Raw genomic sequence first — 18722 nt, forward strand, 5'->3', positions numbered from 1 at the left:
AAGTGGCCCGGCCTTAGCGCCGCGCAGGCCCGAGCATCAGGAGATGGCAATGAATCAAGAGGTCATGAATCTCTTCAATCCGGTTGTTCAGCCGCAGGCGTTCGATCAAATCCAGATATCGATCGCCAGCCCGGAGAAGATTTTGTCGTGGTCTTTCGGCGAGATCAAGAAGCCGGAGACCATCAACTACCGGACCTTCAAGCCGGAGCGCGACGGATTGTTCTGCGCCCGCATCTTTGGTCCGATCAAGGACTACGAGTGCCTCTGCGGCAAATACAAGCGGATGAAATACAAGGGCGTCATCTGCGAGAAATGCGGCGTCGAGGTGACTTTGTCGCGCGTGCGGCGCGAACGCATGGGGCATATCTCGCTCGCGGCGCCGGTCGCGCATATCTGGTTTTTGAAATCGCTTCCCTCGCGGATCGGGCTGCTGCTCGACATGACGCTGAAGGATCTCGAGCGGATTCTCTATTTCGAGTCCTATATCGTTCTCGATCCCGGCCTGACCCCGCTGAAGGAACGCCAGCTCCTCAATGAGGAAGACCACCTGCTCGCGCAGGACGAGTACGGTCAGGATTCTTTCACCGCGATGATCGGCGCCGAGGCGATCCGCGAACTGCTGCGCCATATGGATCTCGCCGCGATCGCCGAACGGCTGAAGATCGAAATCGCCCAGTCGACGACCGAGCTGAAGCCCAAAAAACTCGCCAAGAGATTGAAGATCATCGAGGCGTTCATGCATTCGGGCAACAAGCCGGAATGGATGATTTTGACCGAGGTCCCGGTCATTCCGCCGGACCTGCGGCCGCTCGTGCCGCTCGACGGCGGCCGCTTCGCGACATCGGATCTGAACGATCTCTACCGCCGGGTCATCAACCGCAACAACCGTCTGAAGCGGCTGATCGAACTGCGCGCGCCCGACATCATCGTCCGCAACGAAAAGCGGATGCTGCAGGAAGCGGTCGACGCGCTATTCGACAACGGCCGCCGCGGCCGCGTCATCACCGGGGCCAACAAGCGTCCGCTGAAGTCGCTCGCCGACATGCTGAAAGGCAAGCAGGGGCGTTTCCGTCAGAACCTGCTCGGCAAGCGCGTCGATTACTCCGGCCGTTCGGTCATCGTCGTCGGTCCCGACCTCAAGCTGCATCAATGCGGGCTGCCGAAAAAGATGGCGCTCGAACTGTTCAAGCCCTTCATCTATTCGCGCCTCGACGCGAAGGGCCTTTCAGCGACCGTGAAACAGGCGAAGAAACTTGTCGAAAAAGAAAAGCCCGAAGTGTGGGACATTCTCGACGAGGTCATCCGCGAACATCCGGTGATGCTGAACCGCGCGCCGACGCTGCACCGTCTCGGCATCCAGGCGTTCGAGCCGAAATTGATCGAGGGCAAGGCGATCCAGCTGCATCCGCTGGTCTGCGCCGCGTTCAACGCCGATTTCGACGGCGATCAGATGGCCGTCCATGTTCCGCTCTCGCTCGAGGCGCAGCTCGAGGCGCGCGTGCTGATGATGTCCACCAACAACATCCTGCATCCGGCCAATGGTCAGCCGATCATTGTCCCGAGCCAGGATATCGTGCTGGGGCTCTATTATGTTTCGCTGATGCGCGACGGAGAGCCGGGGCAGGGCATGGCGTTCGCCAACATCGGCGAGATCGAACACGCGCTGCACGCCAAGGCGATCACGCTGCACACCAAGATCAAGGGGCGCGCGTGGAGCTTCGACGCTGACGGCAAGCGGGTCGCGAAAATCTTCGATACGACGCCGGGCCGCCTGATCCTCGGGCAGTTGCTGCCGTACCACACGAAAATTCCTTTTGACGTCGTGAACAAGCTCATGACGAAGAAGGAAATCTCCAACATGATCGACATCGTCTACCGCAATTGCGGGCAGAAGGAGACGGTCATCTTCTGCGACCGGATCATGGCGCTCGGTTTCCGGGAAGCGTTCAAGGCCGGCATTTCCTTCGGCAAGGACGACATGGTCGTGCCTGAGACAAAGCCGCGCATCATTGCCGAGACGAGCACGCTCGCCAAGGAATATGAGCAGCAGTTCAACGACGGCCTCATCACCCAGGGTGAGAAATACAACAAGGTCGTCGACGCCTGGATGAAGTGCTCGGACAAGCTCGCCGAAGAGATGATGATCCGCATTTCGACGGTGCAGAAGGACGACGCTGGCCGCGACAAGCCGATCAACTCGATCTACATGATGTCGCATTCCGGGGCGCGCGGATCGCCGACGCAGATGAAGCAGCTCGCGGCGATGCGCGGACTGATGGCGAAGCCGTCGGGAGAAATCATCGAGAGCCCGATCATCTCGAACTTCAAGGAAGGCCTGACCGTCCTTGAATACTTCAACTCGACCCACGGCGCCCGGAAGGGTCTCGCCGACACCGCGCTCAAGACCGCGAACTCCGGCTACCTGACGCGCCGTCTCGTCGACGTCGCCCAGGATTCGATCATCACGCTCGTCGACTGCGGTTCGCAGAACGGCATCCGGATGCGCGCGATCATCGACGCCGGTCAGATCGTCGCTTCGCTGGCGATCCGCATCCTTGGACGGACATCGGCCGAGGATCTGAAGGACGCCGACGGCGGGGTGATCGTCGCGGCGGGCGAGATGATTCAGGAATGGCATATCGACCGCATCAACGCGGCCGGAATCCAGGAAGTGAAAATCCGCTCGGTTCTGACCTGCGAAGCCAAGAACGGCGTTTGCGGCAAGTGCTACGGGCGCGATCTCGCGCGCGGCACGCCGGTCAACATGGGCGAGGCGGTCGGCGTGATCGCGGCGCAGTCGATCGGAGAACCCGGCACGCAGTTGACGATGCGCACGTTCCACATCGGCGGCGCGGCCCAGATCGCGGACCAGTCCTTCATCGAATCCAATTTCGAAGGTGTGGTGAGGATCCGCAATCGTCATCTTTCGCGCAACGGCGAAGGCGACCTGATGGTGATGGCGCGTAACGTCGCCGTCGTGATCGAGGGGCCGGACGGCGCGGAGCGGGCTGTGCATCGCGTCCAGTATGGCGCGCGGCTCAAGGTCGAAGAGGGCGACAAGATCAAGCGCGGCCAGCGCATCGCCGAATGGGATCCCTACACGCGGCCGATCCTGACCGAGATCGACGGCGTGATCGGGTTCGAGGATCTCGTCGAGGGCGCCTCGATGACGGAAACCATCGACGAGGCGACGGGCATAGCCAAGCGCATGGTCATCGACTGGCGGCTCAATCAGCGCTCCGCGACCTTGAAGCCCTCGATCGTGATCAAGACCAGCGATGGCAAAATCGGCAAATTGCAGCGCGGCGGCGACGCCCGCTACACGCTGCCGGTGGAATCCATCCTCAACGTCGATCCCGGCAGCAAGGTCCAGGCGGGCGACATCGTCGCGCGTATTTCGATGGAATCGGCCAAGACGCGCGACATCACCGGCGGTTTGCCGCGCGTCGCCGAATTGTTCGAGGCGCGTCGGCCGAAAGATCACGCCATCATCGCGGAAGCCTCCGGCACCGTCCAGTTCGGGCGCGACTACAAGAACAAAACCCGGATTTCGATCATCCCGAGCGAGGAAGGCGCGGAGCCGATCGAATATTTGATCCCCAAGGGCAAACACATCCATCTTCAGGACGGCGACGTCGTGGAGAAGGGCGACTACATCGTCGATGGAAATCCCGCGCCGCACGACATTCTGGCGATCAAGGGCGTCGAGGAGCTCGCCGCCTATCTCGTCAACGAGATCCAGGAGGTCTATCGCCTCCAGGGCGTCAGCATCAACGACAAGCACATCGAGGTGATTGTCCGGCAGATGCTGCAGAAGGTCGATATCGTCGATCCGGGCGACACCGAATTTCTGTCTGGCGAGCAGGTCGACCAGATGGAGCTCGACGAGGCGAACACGAAGGCGATCGAGGCCGGCCAGAAGCCTGCTTCGGGGACTCCGGTGCTGCTCGGCATCACGAAAGCCTCGCTACAGACCCGCTCGTTCATTTCGGCGGCCTCGTTCCAGGAGACGACGCGGGTGCTCACCGAGGCGGCCGTCAATGGCAAGGCGGACACGCTCGAAGGGCTGAAGGAAAACGTCATCGTCGGCCGGCTCATTCCTGCGGGAACGGGCGCGGCCATGGCGAAGCTGCGCCGTGTCGCCACGATGCGGGACGAAATGATCCTCGCGCAGAAGGCGGAAGCCTCCCGAGCCGCCGCGGCCACGGCGCTTCTGCCGGCGGCGCCGCCACAAGAGTAAAAGCTCCCCCCGGCGCAAAAACCGCCGGGGCGCCCGCCCTGGCGTTTTTCGGTGACCGGCAGGCGTTCCGGCAGGCGCCCGTCATCGGGGGAAGGGATGGAGCCGGCCGGGCTCCATATATATTTTTGCCCAGGATGGCCTCATCGATGCGACGTTCGGCCTGACATGAGTCCTCCCGAGGCGATCTGCGAGAAGGCCGGGCGGTGCGGCGTCATCACGCTGAACCGGCCGCATGCGCTGAACGCCCTGACCTTGAACATGGTGCGCGCCATCGCGGACGCGCTCGATCGCTGGGAGGACGATCCCGCGGTCGACCGCGTGCTGATCAAAGGCGCGGGCGAGCGGGCGTTTTGCGCCGGCGCCGACATCAAGCAATTGTATGAACTCGGCAGGGCCGGGCGCCACGCCGAACAACTTACCTTCTGGCGTGAGGAATATGTCCTCAATCGCCGCATCAAGCTCTATCCCAAACCCTATATCGCGCTGGTGGACGGGATTGTGATGGGCGGCGGAGCCGGCGTGTCGATCCATGGCTCGCATGTCGTCGCCGGCGACGCTTTGAGTTTCGCCATGCCGGAGGTCGGCATCGGTTTTTTTCCCGATATTGGAGCGACGTATTTTCTGCCCCGACTTGCCGGAGCGAGCGGCGCGTATCTCGCCCTGACGGGCGCGAGGATTGGGACTGGAGACGCTCTCGCTTTCGGCCTCGCCAGCGCCTTTGCGCCCTCCTGCCGGCATCCGGCTCTGGCGCAAAGGCTGATCGACGGGGAGCCGTGCGAGGCCGCGATCGCGGCCGAAAGCGCCCCCGCGCCTCGAGCTGCGCTCGGCGATGAACGAGGGGTGATCGACGCATGTTTTTCGGGCGCGAGCGTTACGGCGATTCTCGAGAGGCTGGAAAATGCGCCGGCCGGCGCCTCCGATTTCGCCCGCGCGACCGCGCAGCTCATACGGTCGAGATCGCCAACCAGTCTTGCGATTGCCTTGCGGCAAATGCGGATCGGCGCCAGTCTCGACATCGACGAGGCCATGAGGACGGAATTTCGGATCGCCTCGCGCATCGCCATGGGTGCGGATTTTTACGAAGGCGTCCGCGCGGCCCTTGTCGATAAGGATCGTCGGCCGGCCTGGATTCCGCCGGACGTCGCGGCGGTCACGCCATCGGACACGGAGGACTATTTCGCGCCTCTGGAATTTGGCGAACTGGAGTTCTTCGCAGGGGTTGGCCGGTCATGAGTTTTCTGTCAGGGTTGAAGAAGGATCCGCGCAACAGCCCGCAAGTCTCGACGGGGGCGGTTCGGAGCGCCCCTGGCGGCGATCGGAGGATCTGGCCCCGGATGTCCTGGGGAAATCTGCTTGTCGTTTTCATGCGCCTCCTGGCGATGGTCTGGATCGCCCAGGCTCTGGCGCAATGGAGCGCTGTTCTGCTGCCGAGCCAACCCCTCTTTGATAAGGTTTCGCAGCTCTGGGGCGGGGCAGTGATTTTTTTTGCGGTTCTCGATCCTGTCGCCGCGGTTGGCCTGTGGCTCGCGACGCCCTGGGGCGGGGTGCTCTGGCTTTTCAGCGCGATCGCGCAGATTCTTGTGGCCGCCGCAGTTCCCGGTTTCTTCTCGATAATGTGGATCGTCGCCAACATCGTCCTGATCGTGGTTTACTTCGGCCTTACCTGGCAAGCGGGGCATATCGACCCGGCGTCGGGCGCGCCAAGATAATTTTTTTCTTGATTTGTTTCGCGGCGTGTTTCTCTCCGCCGATGTTTACAACTGGTGGTGCGCGAGGCACTCTTTAAGTCAGCGGGCCGGGTTGGCGTAACCCCTTCGAAAACGGTCAACTCGCCGTCACAGACTTGTGCTTGTTCATTCCCGTTGAGGAGGATTCATTGGGTTCCGAAGTCGAAGGGCTCAGGCGATCAAGGCGCGCTGGCGTTGGCGGGGCGAAACGGATCGCAAGGGGCGCGGCTCCGGCGAATTCCGCCCACGCCGTCCGGCTGGACGAGCCCGAGCCATCGACCGGGAATGAAGCGCTCTCGGTCGCCGACGCGCCCGGAGCTGCCGAAGCCGAAATCGCGGAGAGGCCTGACGACGCGCATGCGGCGTCGCTGGCGCAGTCGCCGCACCGTTTCATCAATCGCGAATTGTCGTGGCTTGAATTCAATCTGCGGGTTCTGCTCGAAGCATCGAACAAGAACCACCCTCTGCTCGAGCAATTGCGGTTCCTTTCAATTTCCGCGACCAACCTCGATGAGTTTTTCATGGTGCGCGTCGCGGGGTTGCGCGGCCAGCTTCGCGCCGGCGTCGCGACGGCGTCCGAGGATGGGCTGACGCCGCCGGAGCAGCTCGAAAAAATTCGTGAGCGCGTGAGTCTTCTGACTCTCGAGCAGCAGCGCCGGTGGCGCGAATTGCGCCTCGAACTGGCTCGCGCCGAGATCAAGATCATCGATCCGGCGGATCTCGACAAGGCTGACAGGATGTGGCTTCAGCACCATTTCCTGACTCATATATTTCCTGTGCTGACGCCGCTGGCGATCGACCCGGCGCATCCCTTTCCGTTCATTCCCAATTTCGGCTTCACGATCGCGCTCGAACTGGTCAGCGCAGGCGGCAACAAGACCTCGAAGGCGCTGATCCGGCTGCCGGCCAAGATCGAACGCTTTATTCGGCTGCCCGACGCGCATGGCGAGAAACATTATCGCTTCATTGCGCTGGAGGCGGCGATTTCGCTGTTCACGCAAAGTCTTTTTCCCGGCTGTCAGATTCGAGGCCTCGGCCTGTTCCGGGTCATCCGCGACAGCGATCTCGAGGTCGAGGAAGAGGCCGAAGATCTCGTCTTGTTGTTCGAGAGCGCGCTGAAACGCCGCCGCCTTGGCTCCGTCATCCGGCTCGAATTCGATAGCGTCATGCCGGAAGAATTGCGCGGGTTTGTGGCGGAAGAGCTCGAGGTCAGCCCCGATGAAGTTTGCGTCCTCGACGGCATGCTCGCCTTGAACGAACTCTCCGAGCTCGTCAGTCTCGACCGGCCGGAACTTAAATTCAAACCCTACAATCCGAGATTTCCCGAACGCTTGCGCGACAATGGCGGCGATTGCTTTCTGACGATCAAGCAGAAGGATCTCGTCGTTCACCACCCCTACGAGTCCTTCGACGTTGTGGTCCAGTTCCTCAATCAGGCGGCAACCGATCCAAGCGTTCTTGCGATCAAGCAGACGCTCTACCGCACCTCCTCCGACAGCCCGATTGTGCGCGCCCTGATTGATGCGGCCGAAGCCGGCAAATCGGTGACGGCTCTCGTTGAACTCAAGGCGCGTTTCGACGAGGCCGCCAACATACGCTGGGCGCGCGACCTCGAACGAGCCGGCGTTCAGGTGGTGTTCGGATTTATCGAACTAAAGACGCACGCCAAATTGTCGATGGTGGTTCGCCGCGAAGGCGGCGGTCTTGTCACCTACTGCCATGTAGGCACCGGCAATTACCACCCTGTCACGGCGCGCATCTACACGGATATCTCGTTCTTCACCGCCGACGCGGCGATCGGCCGGGACGTGTCGCGCATCTTCAACTACATCACCGGCTACGCCGAGCCTGTCGGCCTCGAGCGCATGGCCGTTTCGCCGATCACGCTGAAAGCGCGCTTCCTCGAACATATCCGCGACGAGATCGCTTTCGCCAAAGCTGGAAAGCCGGCCGCGATCTGGGCGAAATGCAATTCTCTCGTCGATTGCGAAATCATCGACGCCTTCTACGCGGCGAGCCAGGCCGGAGTCACGATCGACCTCGTCGTGCGCGGTATCTGCTGTCTACGGCCGGGCGTTCAGGGGCTTTCCGAAAACATCAGGGTGAAGTCCATCATCGGACGGTTTCTGGAACACGCCCGCGTCTATTGTTTCGGAGCGGGACACGGGCTGCCGCATCCAAAGGCGCGGGTCTATATTTCCTCCGCCGATCTGATGCCGCGCAATCTCGACCGCCGCGTCGAAGCGCTGGCGCCGATCCTCAATCCGACCGTGCACGAGCAGATTTTGGATCAGATCATGGTGGCCAATCTGATCGACAACCAGCAAAGCTATCGGGTCTTGCCCGACGGCTCGAGCTCGCGCATACATACTCACGGAAACGAAGAACCGTTCAACGCTCATTCCTACTTCATGACGAACCCGAGTCTGTCCGGTCGTGGAAAATCCCTCAAGCACTCAAGTCCGAAAACGCTCTTCAAGCGATTGGAAGTCCGGTGATTCGCCGTCCTTCCGGGGCCGAGCCAGCGACGATCCGGATTTCGTCATGAAACAGCCGGTCGCGATCGTTGATATCGGATCGAACTCGGTCCGCATCGTTGTCTACGAAAGCCTGACCCGTTCCCCGCGTCCCATTTTCAACGAGAAATCGCTCTGCGCGCTGGGCAACGGCGTAGCGACGACGGGGCGTCTTTCGAGCGGCGGCGTCGAAAAGGCGCTGGCGGCGCTGCGGCGTTTCCGGATCCTCAGCGCCGTGATGGGCGTGCGCGAGATGCATGTCATCGCGACGGCGGCCGCGCGGGACGCATCGAATGGCCCCGAGTTCCTTCAGGCGGCGGAGCAGGCGATCAACGCCCCGATTTCGCTCCTCTCCGGCGACCGCGAGGCGCAATTGTCGGCGCTCGGCGTCGTCTCGGGCATTCACAAGCCGGACGGCGTCGTCGGCGATCTCGGCGGCGGTTCGCTGGAGCTGATCGACGTCAAGGGCGCGCACCTTGGCAAGGGATCGACGCTCCCCCTGGGCGGCCTCACCCTGATGGACGCCTCGGGAAAATCGCCCCGGGCGGCGGTCAAGATCGTCCGGGAGACGCTGGCCAAGTCCAAGACCGTCGAGCGCGTCGCCGGGCGAACGTTTTATGCGGTTGGCGGCACCTGGCGCGCCCTGGCCAAACTGCACATGAGCCAGCGCAATTATCCGCTGACCGTCATGCACGGCTATGTCATCCCCACGGCCGACGCGATGGATTTCGCAGGACTGGTCGAACGGGTGAACGCCGAAGCGCTAAGCTCGATCGAGACCGTGAGCGCGCAGCGCCGTCCGCTGCTCGCCTATGGCGCCGCCGTGCTGGAGGAAATCATCCGCCGCGCGCCGCCCAAGGAAATCATGATCTCCTCTACCGGCGTGCGTGAAGGCCTGCTTTACGAGATGCTCGCCGCGCAGGAGCAGGCGCAAGATCCGCTGATCGTCGCGGCGTCGGAGTTCAACCAGCTTTTCGCGCGCGCGCCCCGGCACGCGGAGGATCTTTGCGCCTGGACCGACCGTTTCGTGAAGTCGACTCAGCTTGAGGAAACCATTGACGAACGGCGCCTTCGCCATGTCGCGTGCCTGCTGGCGGACGTGAACTGGCGCGCCCATCCAGATTACCGGAGCGACGAGAGCGTCAATCTCGTCGAGAACACCTCCTTCATCGGGGTCGACCATCCCGGCCGCTCTTTTCTGGCCCTGACGACATCCTACCGCTATCTTGGCCTCGACGCCGACGTTAGCCCCCAGATCCGGGCGCTGGTGTCCTCGAGGGCGCTCGACAAGGCCCGGATCGTCGCCGCCGCCATCAGGCTCGCCTCCACGCTTTCGGGAGCGATGCCGGATGTTCTGCCCAGCACGCCTGTCGCCTGCCTCAAGACAAAGCTGATTCTGACCTTGCCTCACAAACTCGCCGATCTCTCCTGCGACCGGCTTCTCAACCGTCTGAAACAGCTCGCCCGGCTCATCGGCCGCGTGCCGGAGATCGTTATTACGGGGTGAGCGCTTGCGTCCCGCGCTCCTTTCGGCCGCCGCTCAATTGGCGGCGCTGTCGCGCGCGGCGTCCTGCCATTCAAGCGTAACGACCCTGCCGTCCTCCACGGTGAGCGCAAGGCGGCCCTGCTTCAGTTCCAGCGCCTTGACGCCGAAAAGTTCGCGCCGCCAGCCGGTGAGGGCGGCGACCTTGGCGTTATCGTCGGCGGCGATCGCCTCGAGATCATCCACCGTGGCGATCATCTTGGCCGCCACACCATGGCTCTCGCTGACCTGGCGGAGCAAAACCTTCAACAATTCGACAGTCGCGCCGTTGCCGCCGCTGCGCCGCTCGCGTTCGAGCTTCGGCAGCGTTTTCGGATCGCGGGCGAGACCGCGCTCGATCGCCGCCAGGATTTCGACGCCGGCGCGGGAGCGCTCCATGCCGCGCGGAAACGCGCGCAGATTGCCCAAGGCGTCGGCAGTCCGCGGAGCCGCGAGCGCGACCTCGATCAGCACATCGTCCTTCAGCACCCTCGAGCGGGGCACGTCGCGCTCCTGCGCCTCGGCTTCCCGCCAGCGGGCGACCTCCATGAGGACGGCGAGATCCCGCGGCTTGCGGACCCGGTTGCGAAACCGTTCCCATGCATGTTCTGGATGCTGTTCATAGGTCGATGGCGAGGTCAGCAGCGCCATCTCGTCCTGCAGCCAATCGAGGCGTCCGGTCTGCTCTAATTTGCGGCGCAGGAATGCATAAATATCGCGCAGATAGGTGACGTCCGCGATGGCGTAATCGACCTGCGCCGGCAAAAGCGGGCGCCTCGACCAGTCGGTAAAACGCGACGATTTGTCGAGGGTCACCTTCGAAACCGTCTGAACGAGTTCGCCATAGGATACCTGGTCGCCAAAACCGCAGACCATGGCCGCAACCTGCGTGTCGAACAGGGGCGCGGGTATCATTTTGGCGAGATTCCAAACGATTTCAAGATCTTGTCGTGCAGCGTGAAACACTTTCGTGAGCGCCGGTTTCGCCATGAGCTCGAAAACGGGCCCAAGGTCGATTCCCTCCGCCATGGCGTCGACGGCGACGGCCTCCGCCTCGGAGGCGATCTGGACGACGCAGAGCCGCGGCCAGAAGGTGGTCTCCCGCAGGAACTCGGTGTCAACCGTGACGAAATCATGCTCGGCGAGACGGCGGCAGGCCGCCGCCAGATCATCCGTCGTCGCGATAAGGCTCATAAGATCTCAATCATTCGATGACCGTCGAAAGGCCGCGAGTCCGCGCCGTTGTGCGCGAGGCGCTCTCCTTCGAGTAGACCCTGCAAGCCATACGAGCAAGGGCGAGGCCATAGAGAGGGCCTCTGGCGGCTTGACAGAAGCCGCCTGCTCATGCGGTTCTCCGCCCGCTGCGGGCGAAGGCTCGCCCCTTTGCCTTTCCTCCTGCTTGCGAAGTGACGATGCACCGCTACCGTTCCCACACCTGCGGCGACCTGCGCGATACCATGGCCGGCGAGACCGTCCGTCTGTCCGGCTGGTGCCATCGCATTCGTGACCATGGGGGCGTTCTCTTTATCGATCTGCGCGATCATTACGGACTCACGCAATGCGTCGTCGATCCCGATTCGCAGGCCTTTGGCCTTGCCGAAAAACTCCGCTCGGAATGGGTCGTGCGCATCGACGGCGCCGCGCGCGTGCGCCCGGCGGGAACTGAAAACGCCGAGATGCCGACTGGCCTCATCGAGGTCTACGTCGAGGAGATCGAGGTCCTTGGACCCGCCGCCGAGCTCCCGCTGCCCGTGTTCGGCGACCAGAATTACCCCGAGGACATCAGGCTTCGCTACCGGTTTTTGGACCTGCGACGTGACAAGCTGCACCAGAACATCATGCTGCGCGGGCGGATCATCGATTCGCTGCGGGCCCGCATGAAGGCGCAGGGGTTCTTCGAATTTCAGACGCCGATCCTGACCGCGTCGAGCCCTGAGGGCGCGCGCGACTTTCTGGTGCCCTCGCGCCTGCATCCGGGCAAATTCTACGCCCTGCCGCAGGCGCCGCAGCAGTTCAAGCAGCTCCTGATGGTCGCCGGGTTCGACCGCTATTTCCAGATCGCGCCGTGTTTCCGCGACGAGGACGCCAGAGCCGACCGCAGTCCGGGCGAATTCTACCAGCTCGACATCGAGATGAGCTTTGCGACACAAGAGGATGTTTTCGCTGCGGTTGAGCCGGTCTTGCGCGGCGTGTTCGAGGAGTTCGGCGCCGGCAGACCGGTCACGCAAAGCTTCCCGCTCATTCCCTACGCCGAGGCGATGCTGAAATACGGCTCCGACAAGCCGGACCTGCGCAATCCTTTGGTCATCGTCGACGTGACGGAGGAGTTTTCGCGCGACGACGTGAGCTTCAACGCGTTCAAGAACGTCATCAAGGCGGGCGGCGCCGTTCGCGCCATTCCCGCGACGGGTGCAGGCGCACAGCCGCGCTCGTTCTTCGACAAGCTCAATGATTGGGCAAAAGGCGAGGGCGCGGCGGGGCTTGGTTATGTGATTTTCGAGGGCGAGGGCGGTGCGCTCGCCGGCAAAGGGCCGATCGCGAAATTCCTGCCGCCGGATGTTCAGAAGGCGATCGCGCAAAAAGCCGGTCTCAAGGCCGGCGACGCCGTCTTTTTCGCCTGCGACAAGGAGGAGAAGGCGGCCAAACTCGCGGGCGCCGCGCGGATCAAAATCGGCCACGATCTCGGCCTCTCGAAAACCGACGTCTTCGAATTCTGCTGGATCGTTGATTTCCCGATGTACGAATGGAACGAGGACGAAAAGAAGATCGACTTCTCCCACAATCCGTTCTCGATGCCGAATTTTGAGCGCGACGCCTTCCTTGCGCTCGACCCGTCGGACGAGAAGACGATTTTGGGCATGAAGGCGTTTCAGTACGACATCGTCTGCAACGGAATCGAGCTTTCGTCCGGCGCGATCCGGAACCACCGTCCCGACGTGATGAAGAAGGCGTTCGCGCTCGCCGGCTATGGCGAGGATGTGCTCGAGGACAAGTTCGGCGGCATGTATCGCGCCTTCCAGTATGGCGCGCCCCCGCACGGCGGCGTCGCCCCCGGCGTCGACCGTATCGTGATGCTGCTCGCCGGCGAGGAGAACCTGCGCGAAATCGTGCTTTTCCCGATGAACCAGCGGGCGGAGGACCTGCTCATGGGCGCGCCGTCCGACGTCACGATGAAGCAATTGCGCGAATTGCACATCCGGCTGAACCTGCCCGAGGCGAAAAGCTAGCTCCTCGGGGCGAGGCCGGACGTTACTCGTCTTTTGGCTCCTGCTCTTTCTCCTCGCCGGGCGGCTCCAGCGATTTCAGATAGGAGATGAAATTTTCGATCTGGTCCGCATCGAACCGGAACTGGGGCATCGTCGGATGGCCGACCATGATGCCCTCGGCCAAGGATTCCGACAGATCCTCGACGTTGTATCGCAGATGCAATTGACGGAACGGGGGCGCAAGCTGCAACGGGCTGTCGCCAAAGCGCCCGATCGCATGACATTTGGAGCACCATTCCTGGGCGAGCCTTTGCCCCAGTTGCGGATTTCCACCCTCGCCAAGAGCGGGACTGGCGGCCGCGAGGACAAAACCGGCGGCCGCGGCGTAAACGTACGATCTTGCCAATGGAAGAGCCTTGTTCACGGGATTGGTTGAGCCGACGGCGGCGGATGGAGAATTGGCGTCAGCTTACGATATCGAGGGCGCGAAGGTAACGCCCCTCAACAAAGTTTGATTCCAGGGCCGGGCGCATTGGCCGGGCGCATTTCCGCGTTGACCTTCGCTCCTTTGAGAGGAAGGGTTAAATCTACAAAAATCAACGTTCAAGCAATTTACAGGGAGGATGCGATGTCCAAGGTCAAGATCCGCAACGGCGATTGGGTCGTCGTCGCCGACGGACGCAAGGCGCTTCTTCTGGAAAACGAAGGCGACGAAACCTTGCTCAACCTCAAGACGCGCGAAGTCCGCGAACATGCGGACCCGCCCAATCGCGAGCTGAACGACGACCGCCCGGGCAGGGTGCATCAGTCAGCGAATGTGTCCCGCAGCTCCGTCGAACAGACCGACCGGCATTTCGAAGCCGAAAAAGTCTTTGTGGCGGAATTGTCTGAAAGGCTTACCGGATTGATCGCCTCGGGCGGCGTCAAAGGCCTGATCATCGTCGCGCCGGCGACGGTTCTCGGTCTCATCAGAAAGGAATATTCGCCCTCCGTGAGCGCGGCGCTGCGGGGCGAAATCGATCATGATCTGACCCATTTGCCGATTTACGAAATCGAGAAACATCTCTTGCATTGAAGCATCGCCTGCATTGCGTCCCTTCTGGAGCGCCCTTCGAGCAACCGACGGAGCCATGATGGTCCTGAACGAACCAGGATTCGCCACAAGCCGGCGCCGTCTCCTCATCTCCCCGGCTTGTCTCGCGGCGGCGCTGATCTGTGCTCCCTCGGCCAAGGCCGGGCAAGCCCGCGTTTCGGGAAATGTTTCCTATCGCGAGCGGATCGCCCTTCCGCCGGGTTATGTCGTTCGGGTGGAACTGCTCGACATTTCCCGGCAGGACGCGCCATCAACTCCCATCGCCGCCGTTGAATTGACGCCGCCGCATCAGGTCCCGGTCGCATTTGAACTGGCCTATGATGAGGCCCGCATCGATCCTCGCTTCACTTACGCGGTACGCGCCTCAATCCTCGTCGGCGGCCGGCTGATGTTCGCCAGCGCGCAAAATCACCTCGTCATCACCAACGGCCATCCGAACAACGCGGACCTCTGGCTTCAGCGGGTCTCCGAGCGGAAAGCCGAAGAGAAACCCGCTCCGCCCGCCCTCGCGGGAGAGTGGAGGGTGGAGGATATCGGCGGGCGCGGCGTTCTGGACGACCTGCAATCGACGCTGCGTTTCGGAGCGAACGGCGCGGCGTCCGGCCATGGCGGATGCAATAATTTCAATGGAAGCTTCGTCTCATCGGGGGCCAAACTCCGGTTCGGGCCGCTCGCCGTGACCATGATGGCCAGCATTCCCGCGATTGCGGATCATGAGAAAAAGTATTTTGCGGCGCTCGCCGCCGTCCGCACGGCGCGTATCGAAGGGGGAGTTCTTTTTCTCGCCGACGCAAACGGCGCGCCTCTTGTCAAATTGACCCGGCCATGAGTTGACCCGGCCATGAGCGCAAGCGCCGGGCGGCGTCGTTCCCGGTGCGTGCCAGCGGGAACGCGGTCATGGCAGCGATATTGCTTGTTTTTTATATAATGGTTGCGGCCTATGAGCCTTGCGGCCCCCGCCCATCGAGCCGGCCCATCTCGCATCGAGGATCACCCTGAGTGAGCATCATTGCCGCCATCCACCATGTCACCCACTATAAATACGACCGGCCCGTCGCGCTCGGACCGCAGACGATCCGACTGCGGCCGGCGCCGCATTGCCGGACCCGGGTGCTCGGCTATTCGCTGAAGGTGACCCCCGCCAACCATTTTGTGAACTGGCAGCAGGATCCGCATGGCAATTGGCAGGCTCGCTATGTGTTTCCCGAAAAAGTCTCGGAACTGAAAATCGAGGTCGACCTCACCGCCGATCTCTCCGTCATCAATCCTTTCGATTTCTTCATCGAGCCTTACGCCGAGGAATTTCCCTTCGCCTATCAGGCCGACCTCAAGGCCGAATTGTCGCCCTACCTCGATGCGGAGCCGAAGGGGCCGTTTCTGACGGACTACATGGCGACTCTGCCGCAGGATCCGATCCATATCGTCACCTTTCTGGTGGAGCTCAACGCAAGGCTCCAGCAGCACATCCGCTATGTCATCCGGATGGAGCCGGGCGTACAGACCCCGGAGGAGACCCTGCGCCTTGCCTCAGGCTCGTGCCGCGATTCCGCCTGGACCCTCGTTCAGATCCTGCGCAACCTCGGGCTCGCGGCCCGGTTCGTCTCCGGCTACCTCATCCAGTTGCGCGCCGACATCGATCCCGTCGAGGGACCGAAGGGCACGCAGCACGATTTCACCGACCTGCACGCCTGGGCCGAGGTCTATCTGCCTGGCGCGGGATGGATCGGCATGGACGCCACCTCCGGGCTTTTCTGCGGCGAGGGCCATCTGCCCGTCGCCGCGACGCCGCACTATCAATCGGCGGCCCCGATCACGGGCATCGTCGAACCCGCCAACGTCGATTTTCATTTCGACATGCAGGTGACGCGGGTCGCCGAAGCCCCGCGCATCACGCTGCCGTTCTCCGACGCGTCGTGGGACAGGCTCGACGCGCTGGGCGAGCAGGTCGACGCCGATCTCGCCAAACAGGACGTCCGCCTGACGATGGGTGGCGAGCCAACCTTCGTCTCGATCGACGATTTCGAATCCGAGGAATGGAACACCGCCGCCGTCGGCCCGACGAAACGCGCGTTCGCCGACGCGCTCATCCGGCGCTTGCGGCAACGATTCGCGCCCGGTGGAATGCTGCATTACGGCCAGGGCAAATGGTATCCTGGCGAGTCGTTGCCGCGCTGGGGCTTTTCGCTGTACTGGCGCAAGGATGGGCTTCCGATCTGGCGCAACGGCGCCCTGATCGCGAAAGTCGCGGAGATCAAGGCGTCAAGCCCCAAAGGCGAAGAATCGACGGCTGCAAAGCCGACCGAGCCGGCGATCGTGGAGGAGCATCGTGTCCAGGCTGAGAATCTCGCGACCGGACTCGCGCGGCGGCTGGGGATCGATACGGATTACGTTCTTCCGGCCTTTGAGGATCCGGCGACCTGGCTGCTGAAAGAAGGCAACCTTCCAGACAACACCGATCCGCTCGATCCGAAACTCGAAGACCCCGAAGAGCGCAATCGGATGATACGCACCTTTGCGCGGGGCCTGACCAAGGCGTCCGGCTATGTCCTCCCGGTGCAGCGCTGGAATACGCAGGCGGGCGCCTCGGGTTCAACCCGGTGGATCAGCGAAAAATGGGCGCTGCGGCGCGGCAAGCTGTTCCTCGTTCCGGGCGATTCGCCTGTCGGCTACCGGCTGCCGCTGTCGTCGCTGCCGTGGGTTCCGCAATCGTCCTATCCGTTCATCAATCCGCAGGATCCGCTGGAGGAGCGGGGACCGTTGCCGGACATGCACGAGGCGCTGCAGCGGGTGGAGCGGGCTCCGGCGCCCGCCGCCGCCCGGCAGGACCGGATCGAGCAGGAGGTCATCGCCGGCGCGGTGCGGACCGCCGTGTCGGTCGAGATCCGCGACGGCGTGCTGTGCGTCTTCATGCCGCCGGTCGAAAAGCTGGAGGATTACCTCGAACTTCTCGCCGCGGTCGAGGCCGAGGCCGAGGCGCGCGGGACGCCGGTTCATATCGAGGGCTATCCGCCGCCGTTCGATCCCCGCATCGACGTCATCAAGGCGACGCCGGACCCCGGCGTCATCGAGGTCAACGTGCATCCGGCGGCCAGCTGGCGGGTTGCGGTCGAGACCACCAAGGGGCTCTATGAGGACGCGCGCCAGACCCGCCTCGGCGCCGATAAATTCATGACCGATGGGCGCCATACCGGAACGGGGGGCGGCAATCATGTCGTCCTCGGCGGCGCGACGCCGGCGGATTCGCCCTTCCTGCGCCGGCCCGACCTTTTGAAAAGTCTGGTGCTCTACTGGCAGCGCCATCCCTGCCTCTCGTATTTCTTCTCCGGACTTTTCATCGGCCCGACGAGCCAGGCGCCGCGCGTCGACGAGGCCCGGCACGATCAGCTCTACGAACTCGAAATCGCCTTGTCGCATGTGCCGGAGCCGGGCCAGCCCTCACCATACTGGCTGGTCGACCGGCTGTTCCGCAATCTGCTCGTCGACGTGACGGGCAATACGCACCGCTCCGAAATCTGCATCGACAAGCTCTATTCGCCGGACGGCCCCACCGGGCGGCTCGGACTGCTCGAATTCCGCTCGTTCGAGATGCCGCCGGACGCGCGCATGAGCCTTGCGCAGCAATTGCTGCTGCGCGCCCTCGTCGCCTGGTTCTGGCGCGAGCCGCAGAAGGGCGGTCTCGTCCGCTGGGGCACGACGCTGCACGACAGGTTCATGCTGCCGCATTTCATCTGGAAGGATTTCCTTGGCGTCCTCGACGATCTGAAGGGCGGCGGCTATGCGTTCGATCCGGTCTGGTTCGAGGCGCAGCGCGAATTCCGCTTTCCGGTCTATGGCGAGGTCGAGCATGGCGGCGTGAAGCTCGAAGTCCGGCAGGCGCTGGAGCCATGGAACGTCATGGGCGAGCAGGGCGCCATCGGCGGCACCGTCCGCTATGTGGATTCGTCCGTGGAGCGGTTGCAGGTCAAGGCGACCGGCTTCGTCGAGGGCCGCCATATCGTCGCCTGCAACGGCCGGCGGATGCCGATGACGAGCACCGGAGCCTCGGGCGAAGCCGTCGCCGGCGTGCGGTTCAAGGCCTGGCAGCCAAGCAGCGGGCTGCACCCGACCATTCCCGCGCATGCGCCGCTGACCTTCGACATCGTCGATCTCTGGAACGGGCGGGCGCTCGGCGGCTGCGTCTATCACGTCGCCCATCCGGGCGGGCGGAACTACGACACGTTCCCGGTCAATTCCTACGAGGCCGAGGCCCGGCGCCTCGCGCGATTCCAGAGTTTCGGCCATACTCCGGGGCCGTTCGAGGCGCCGAAGGAGGAGCGCTCCGGCGATTTTCCGCTGACGCTCGACCTGCGCCGGCCGGCGAATGTGTGAGTCTCGAAGCGACGTTCTCGCGCGGTTCGCTGGAGCATATTCCGATCGGA

At 62.9% G+C, this 18722-nt stretch carries 11 protein-coding genes; 9 read left to right on the top strand and 2 right to left on the bottom strand.

Features of this window, described 5'->3' with window-relative positions:
• The first annotated feature begins 49 nt into the window (after positions 1-49).
• The 5 genes from rpoC (at position 50) to ppx (ending at position 9990) form a co-directional block, all read left to right on the top strand.
• Positions 50-4240 (top strand): DNA-directed RNA polymerase subunit beta', encoded by a 4191-nt coding sequence (rpoC, locus tag BM177_RS03790; protein ID WP_091678200.1) that lies wholly within the window; start codon positions 50-52, stop codon positions 4238-4240.
• A 165-nt stretch (positions 4241-4405) separates the two neighbouring features.
• Positions 4406-5473, top strand: coding sequence for an enoyl-CoA hydratase/isomerase family protein (locus BM177_RS03795; protein ID WP_091678204.1), 1068 nt, complete (start codon positions 4406-4408; stop codon positions 5471-5473).
• Positions 5470-5949, top strand: a complete 480-nt coding sequence (locus tag BM177_RS03800) for a DUF6163 family protein (RefSeq protein WP_091678207.1) — start codon at positions 5470-5472, stop codon at positions 5947-5949. Before BM177_RS03795 ends, BM177_RS03800 begins: the two co-directional genes overlap by 4 nt.
• 167 nt (positions 5950-6116) lie before the next feature.
• Positions 6117-8465 carry an RNA degradosome polyphosphate kinase gene (locus BM177_RS03805; RefSeq protein ID WP_425284362.1) on the top strand — a complete coding sequence of 783 codons (2349 nt, stop codon included), beginning with the start codon at positions 6117-6119 and terminating at the stop codon, positions 8463-8465.
• Positions 8466-8511: 46 nt separating this feature from the next.
• Positions 8512-9990, top strand: coding sequence for an exopolyphosphatase (ppx, locus tag BM177_RS03810; RefSeq protein WP_091678211.1), 1479 nt, complete (start codon positions 8512-8514; stop codon positions 9988-9990).
• Between the two features lie 33 nt (positions 9991-10023).
• Here ppx and rnd read toward each other — a convergent pair whose 3' ends face one another.
• Complete coding sequence (rnd, locus tag BM177_RS03815) at positions 10024-11199, bottom strand: ribonuclease D (protein ID WP_091678215.1); 1176 nt, start codon at positions 11197-11199, stop codon at positions 10024-10026.
• 218 nt (positions 11200-11417) lie between these two features.
• Here rnd and aspS point away from each other — a divergent pair, with 218 nt between their 5' ends.
• Positions 11418-13232, top strand: a complete 1815-nt coding sequence (gene aspS, locus BM177_RS03820) for an aspartate--tRNA ligase (protein ID WP_091678218.1) — start codon at positions 11418-11420, stop codon at positions 13230-13232.
• Between the two features lie 22 nt (positions 13233-13254).
• On the opposite strand, the gene BM177_RS03825 is transcribed toward aspS, so the two are convergent.
• Positions 13255-13617, bottom strand: a complete 363-nt coding sequence (locus BM177_RS03825) for a c-type cytochrome (RefSeq protein ID WP_139223503.1) — start codon at positions 13615-13617, stop codon at positions 13255-13257.
• 222 nt (positions 13618-13839) lie between these two features.
• On the opposite strand from BM177_RS03825, the gene BM177_RS03830 reads away from it, so the two are divergent.
• The 3 genes from BM177_RS03830 to BM177_RS03840 all read left to right on the top strand — a co-directional run bounded on the left by BM177_RS03830 (position 13840) and on the right by BM177_RS03840 (position 18672).
• Positions 13840-14286 (top strand): host attachment protein, encoded by a 447-nt coding sequence (locus tag BM177_RS03830; RefSeq protein ID WP_091678222.1) that lies wholly within the window; start codon positions 13840-13842, stop codon positions 14284-14286.
• A 55-nt stretch (positions 14287-14341) separates the two neighbouring features.
• The gene (locus BM177_RS03835; RefSeq protein ID WP_091678226.1) at positions 14342-15133 is read left to right on the top strand and encodes a YbaY family lipoprotein; all 792 of its coding nucleotides are present in this window, start codon (positions 14342-14344) and stop codon (positions 15131-15133) included.
• Between the two features lie 170 nt (positions 15134-15303).
• Positions 15304-18672: a transglutaminase family protein gene (locus tag BM177_RS03840; RefSeq protein WP_091678230.1), complete on the top strand. Its 3369-nt coding sequence runs from the start codon at positions 15304-15306 to the stop codon at positions 18670-18672.
• Positions 18673-18722: the final 50 nt, after the last annotated feature.

Source organism: Methylocapsa palsarum (assembly GCF_900114285.1).
Taxonomy (GTDB): domain Bacteria; phylum Pseudomonadota; class Alphaproteobacteria; order Rhizobiales; family Beijerinckiaceae; genus Methylocapsa; species Methylocapsa palsarum.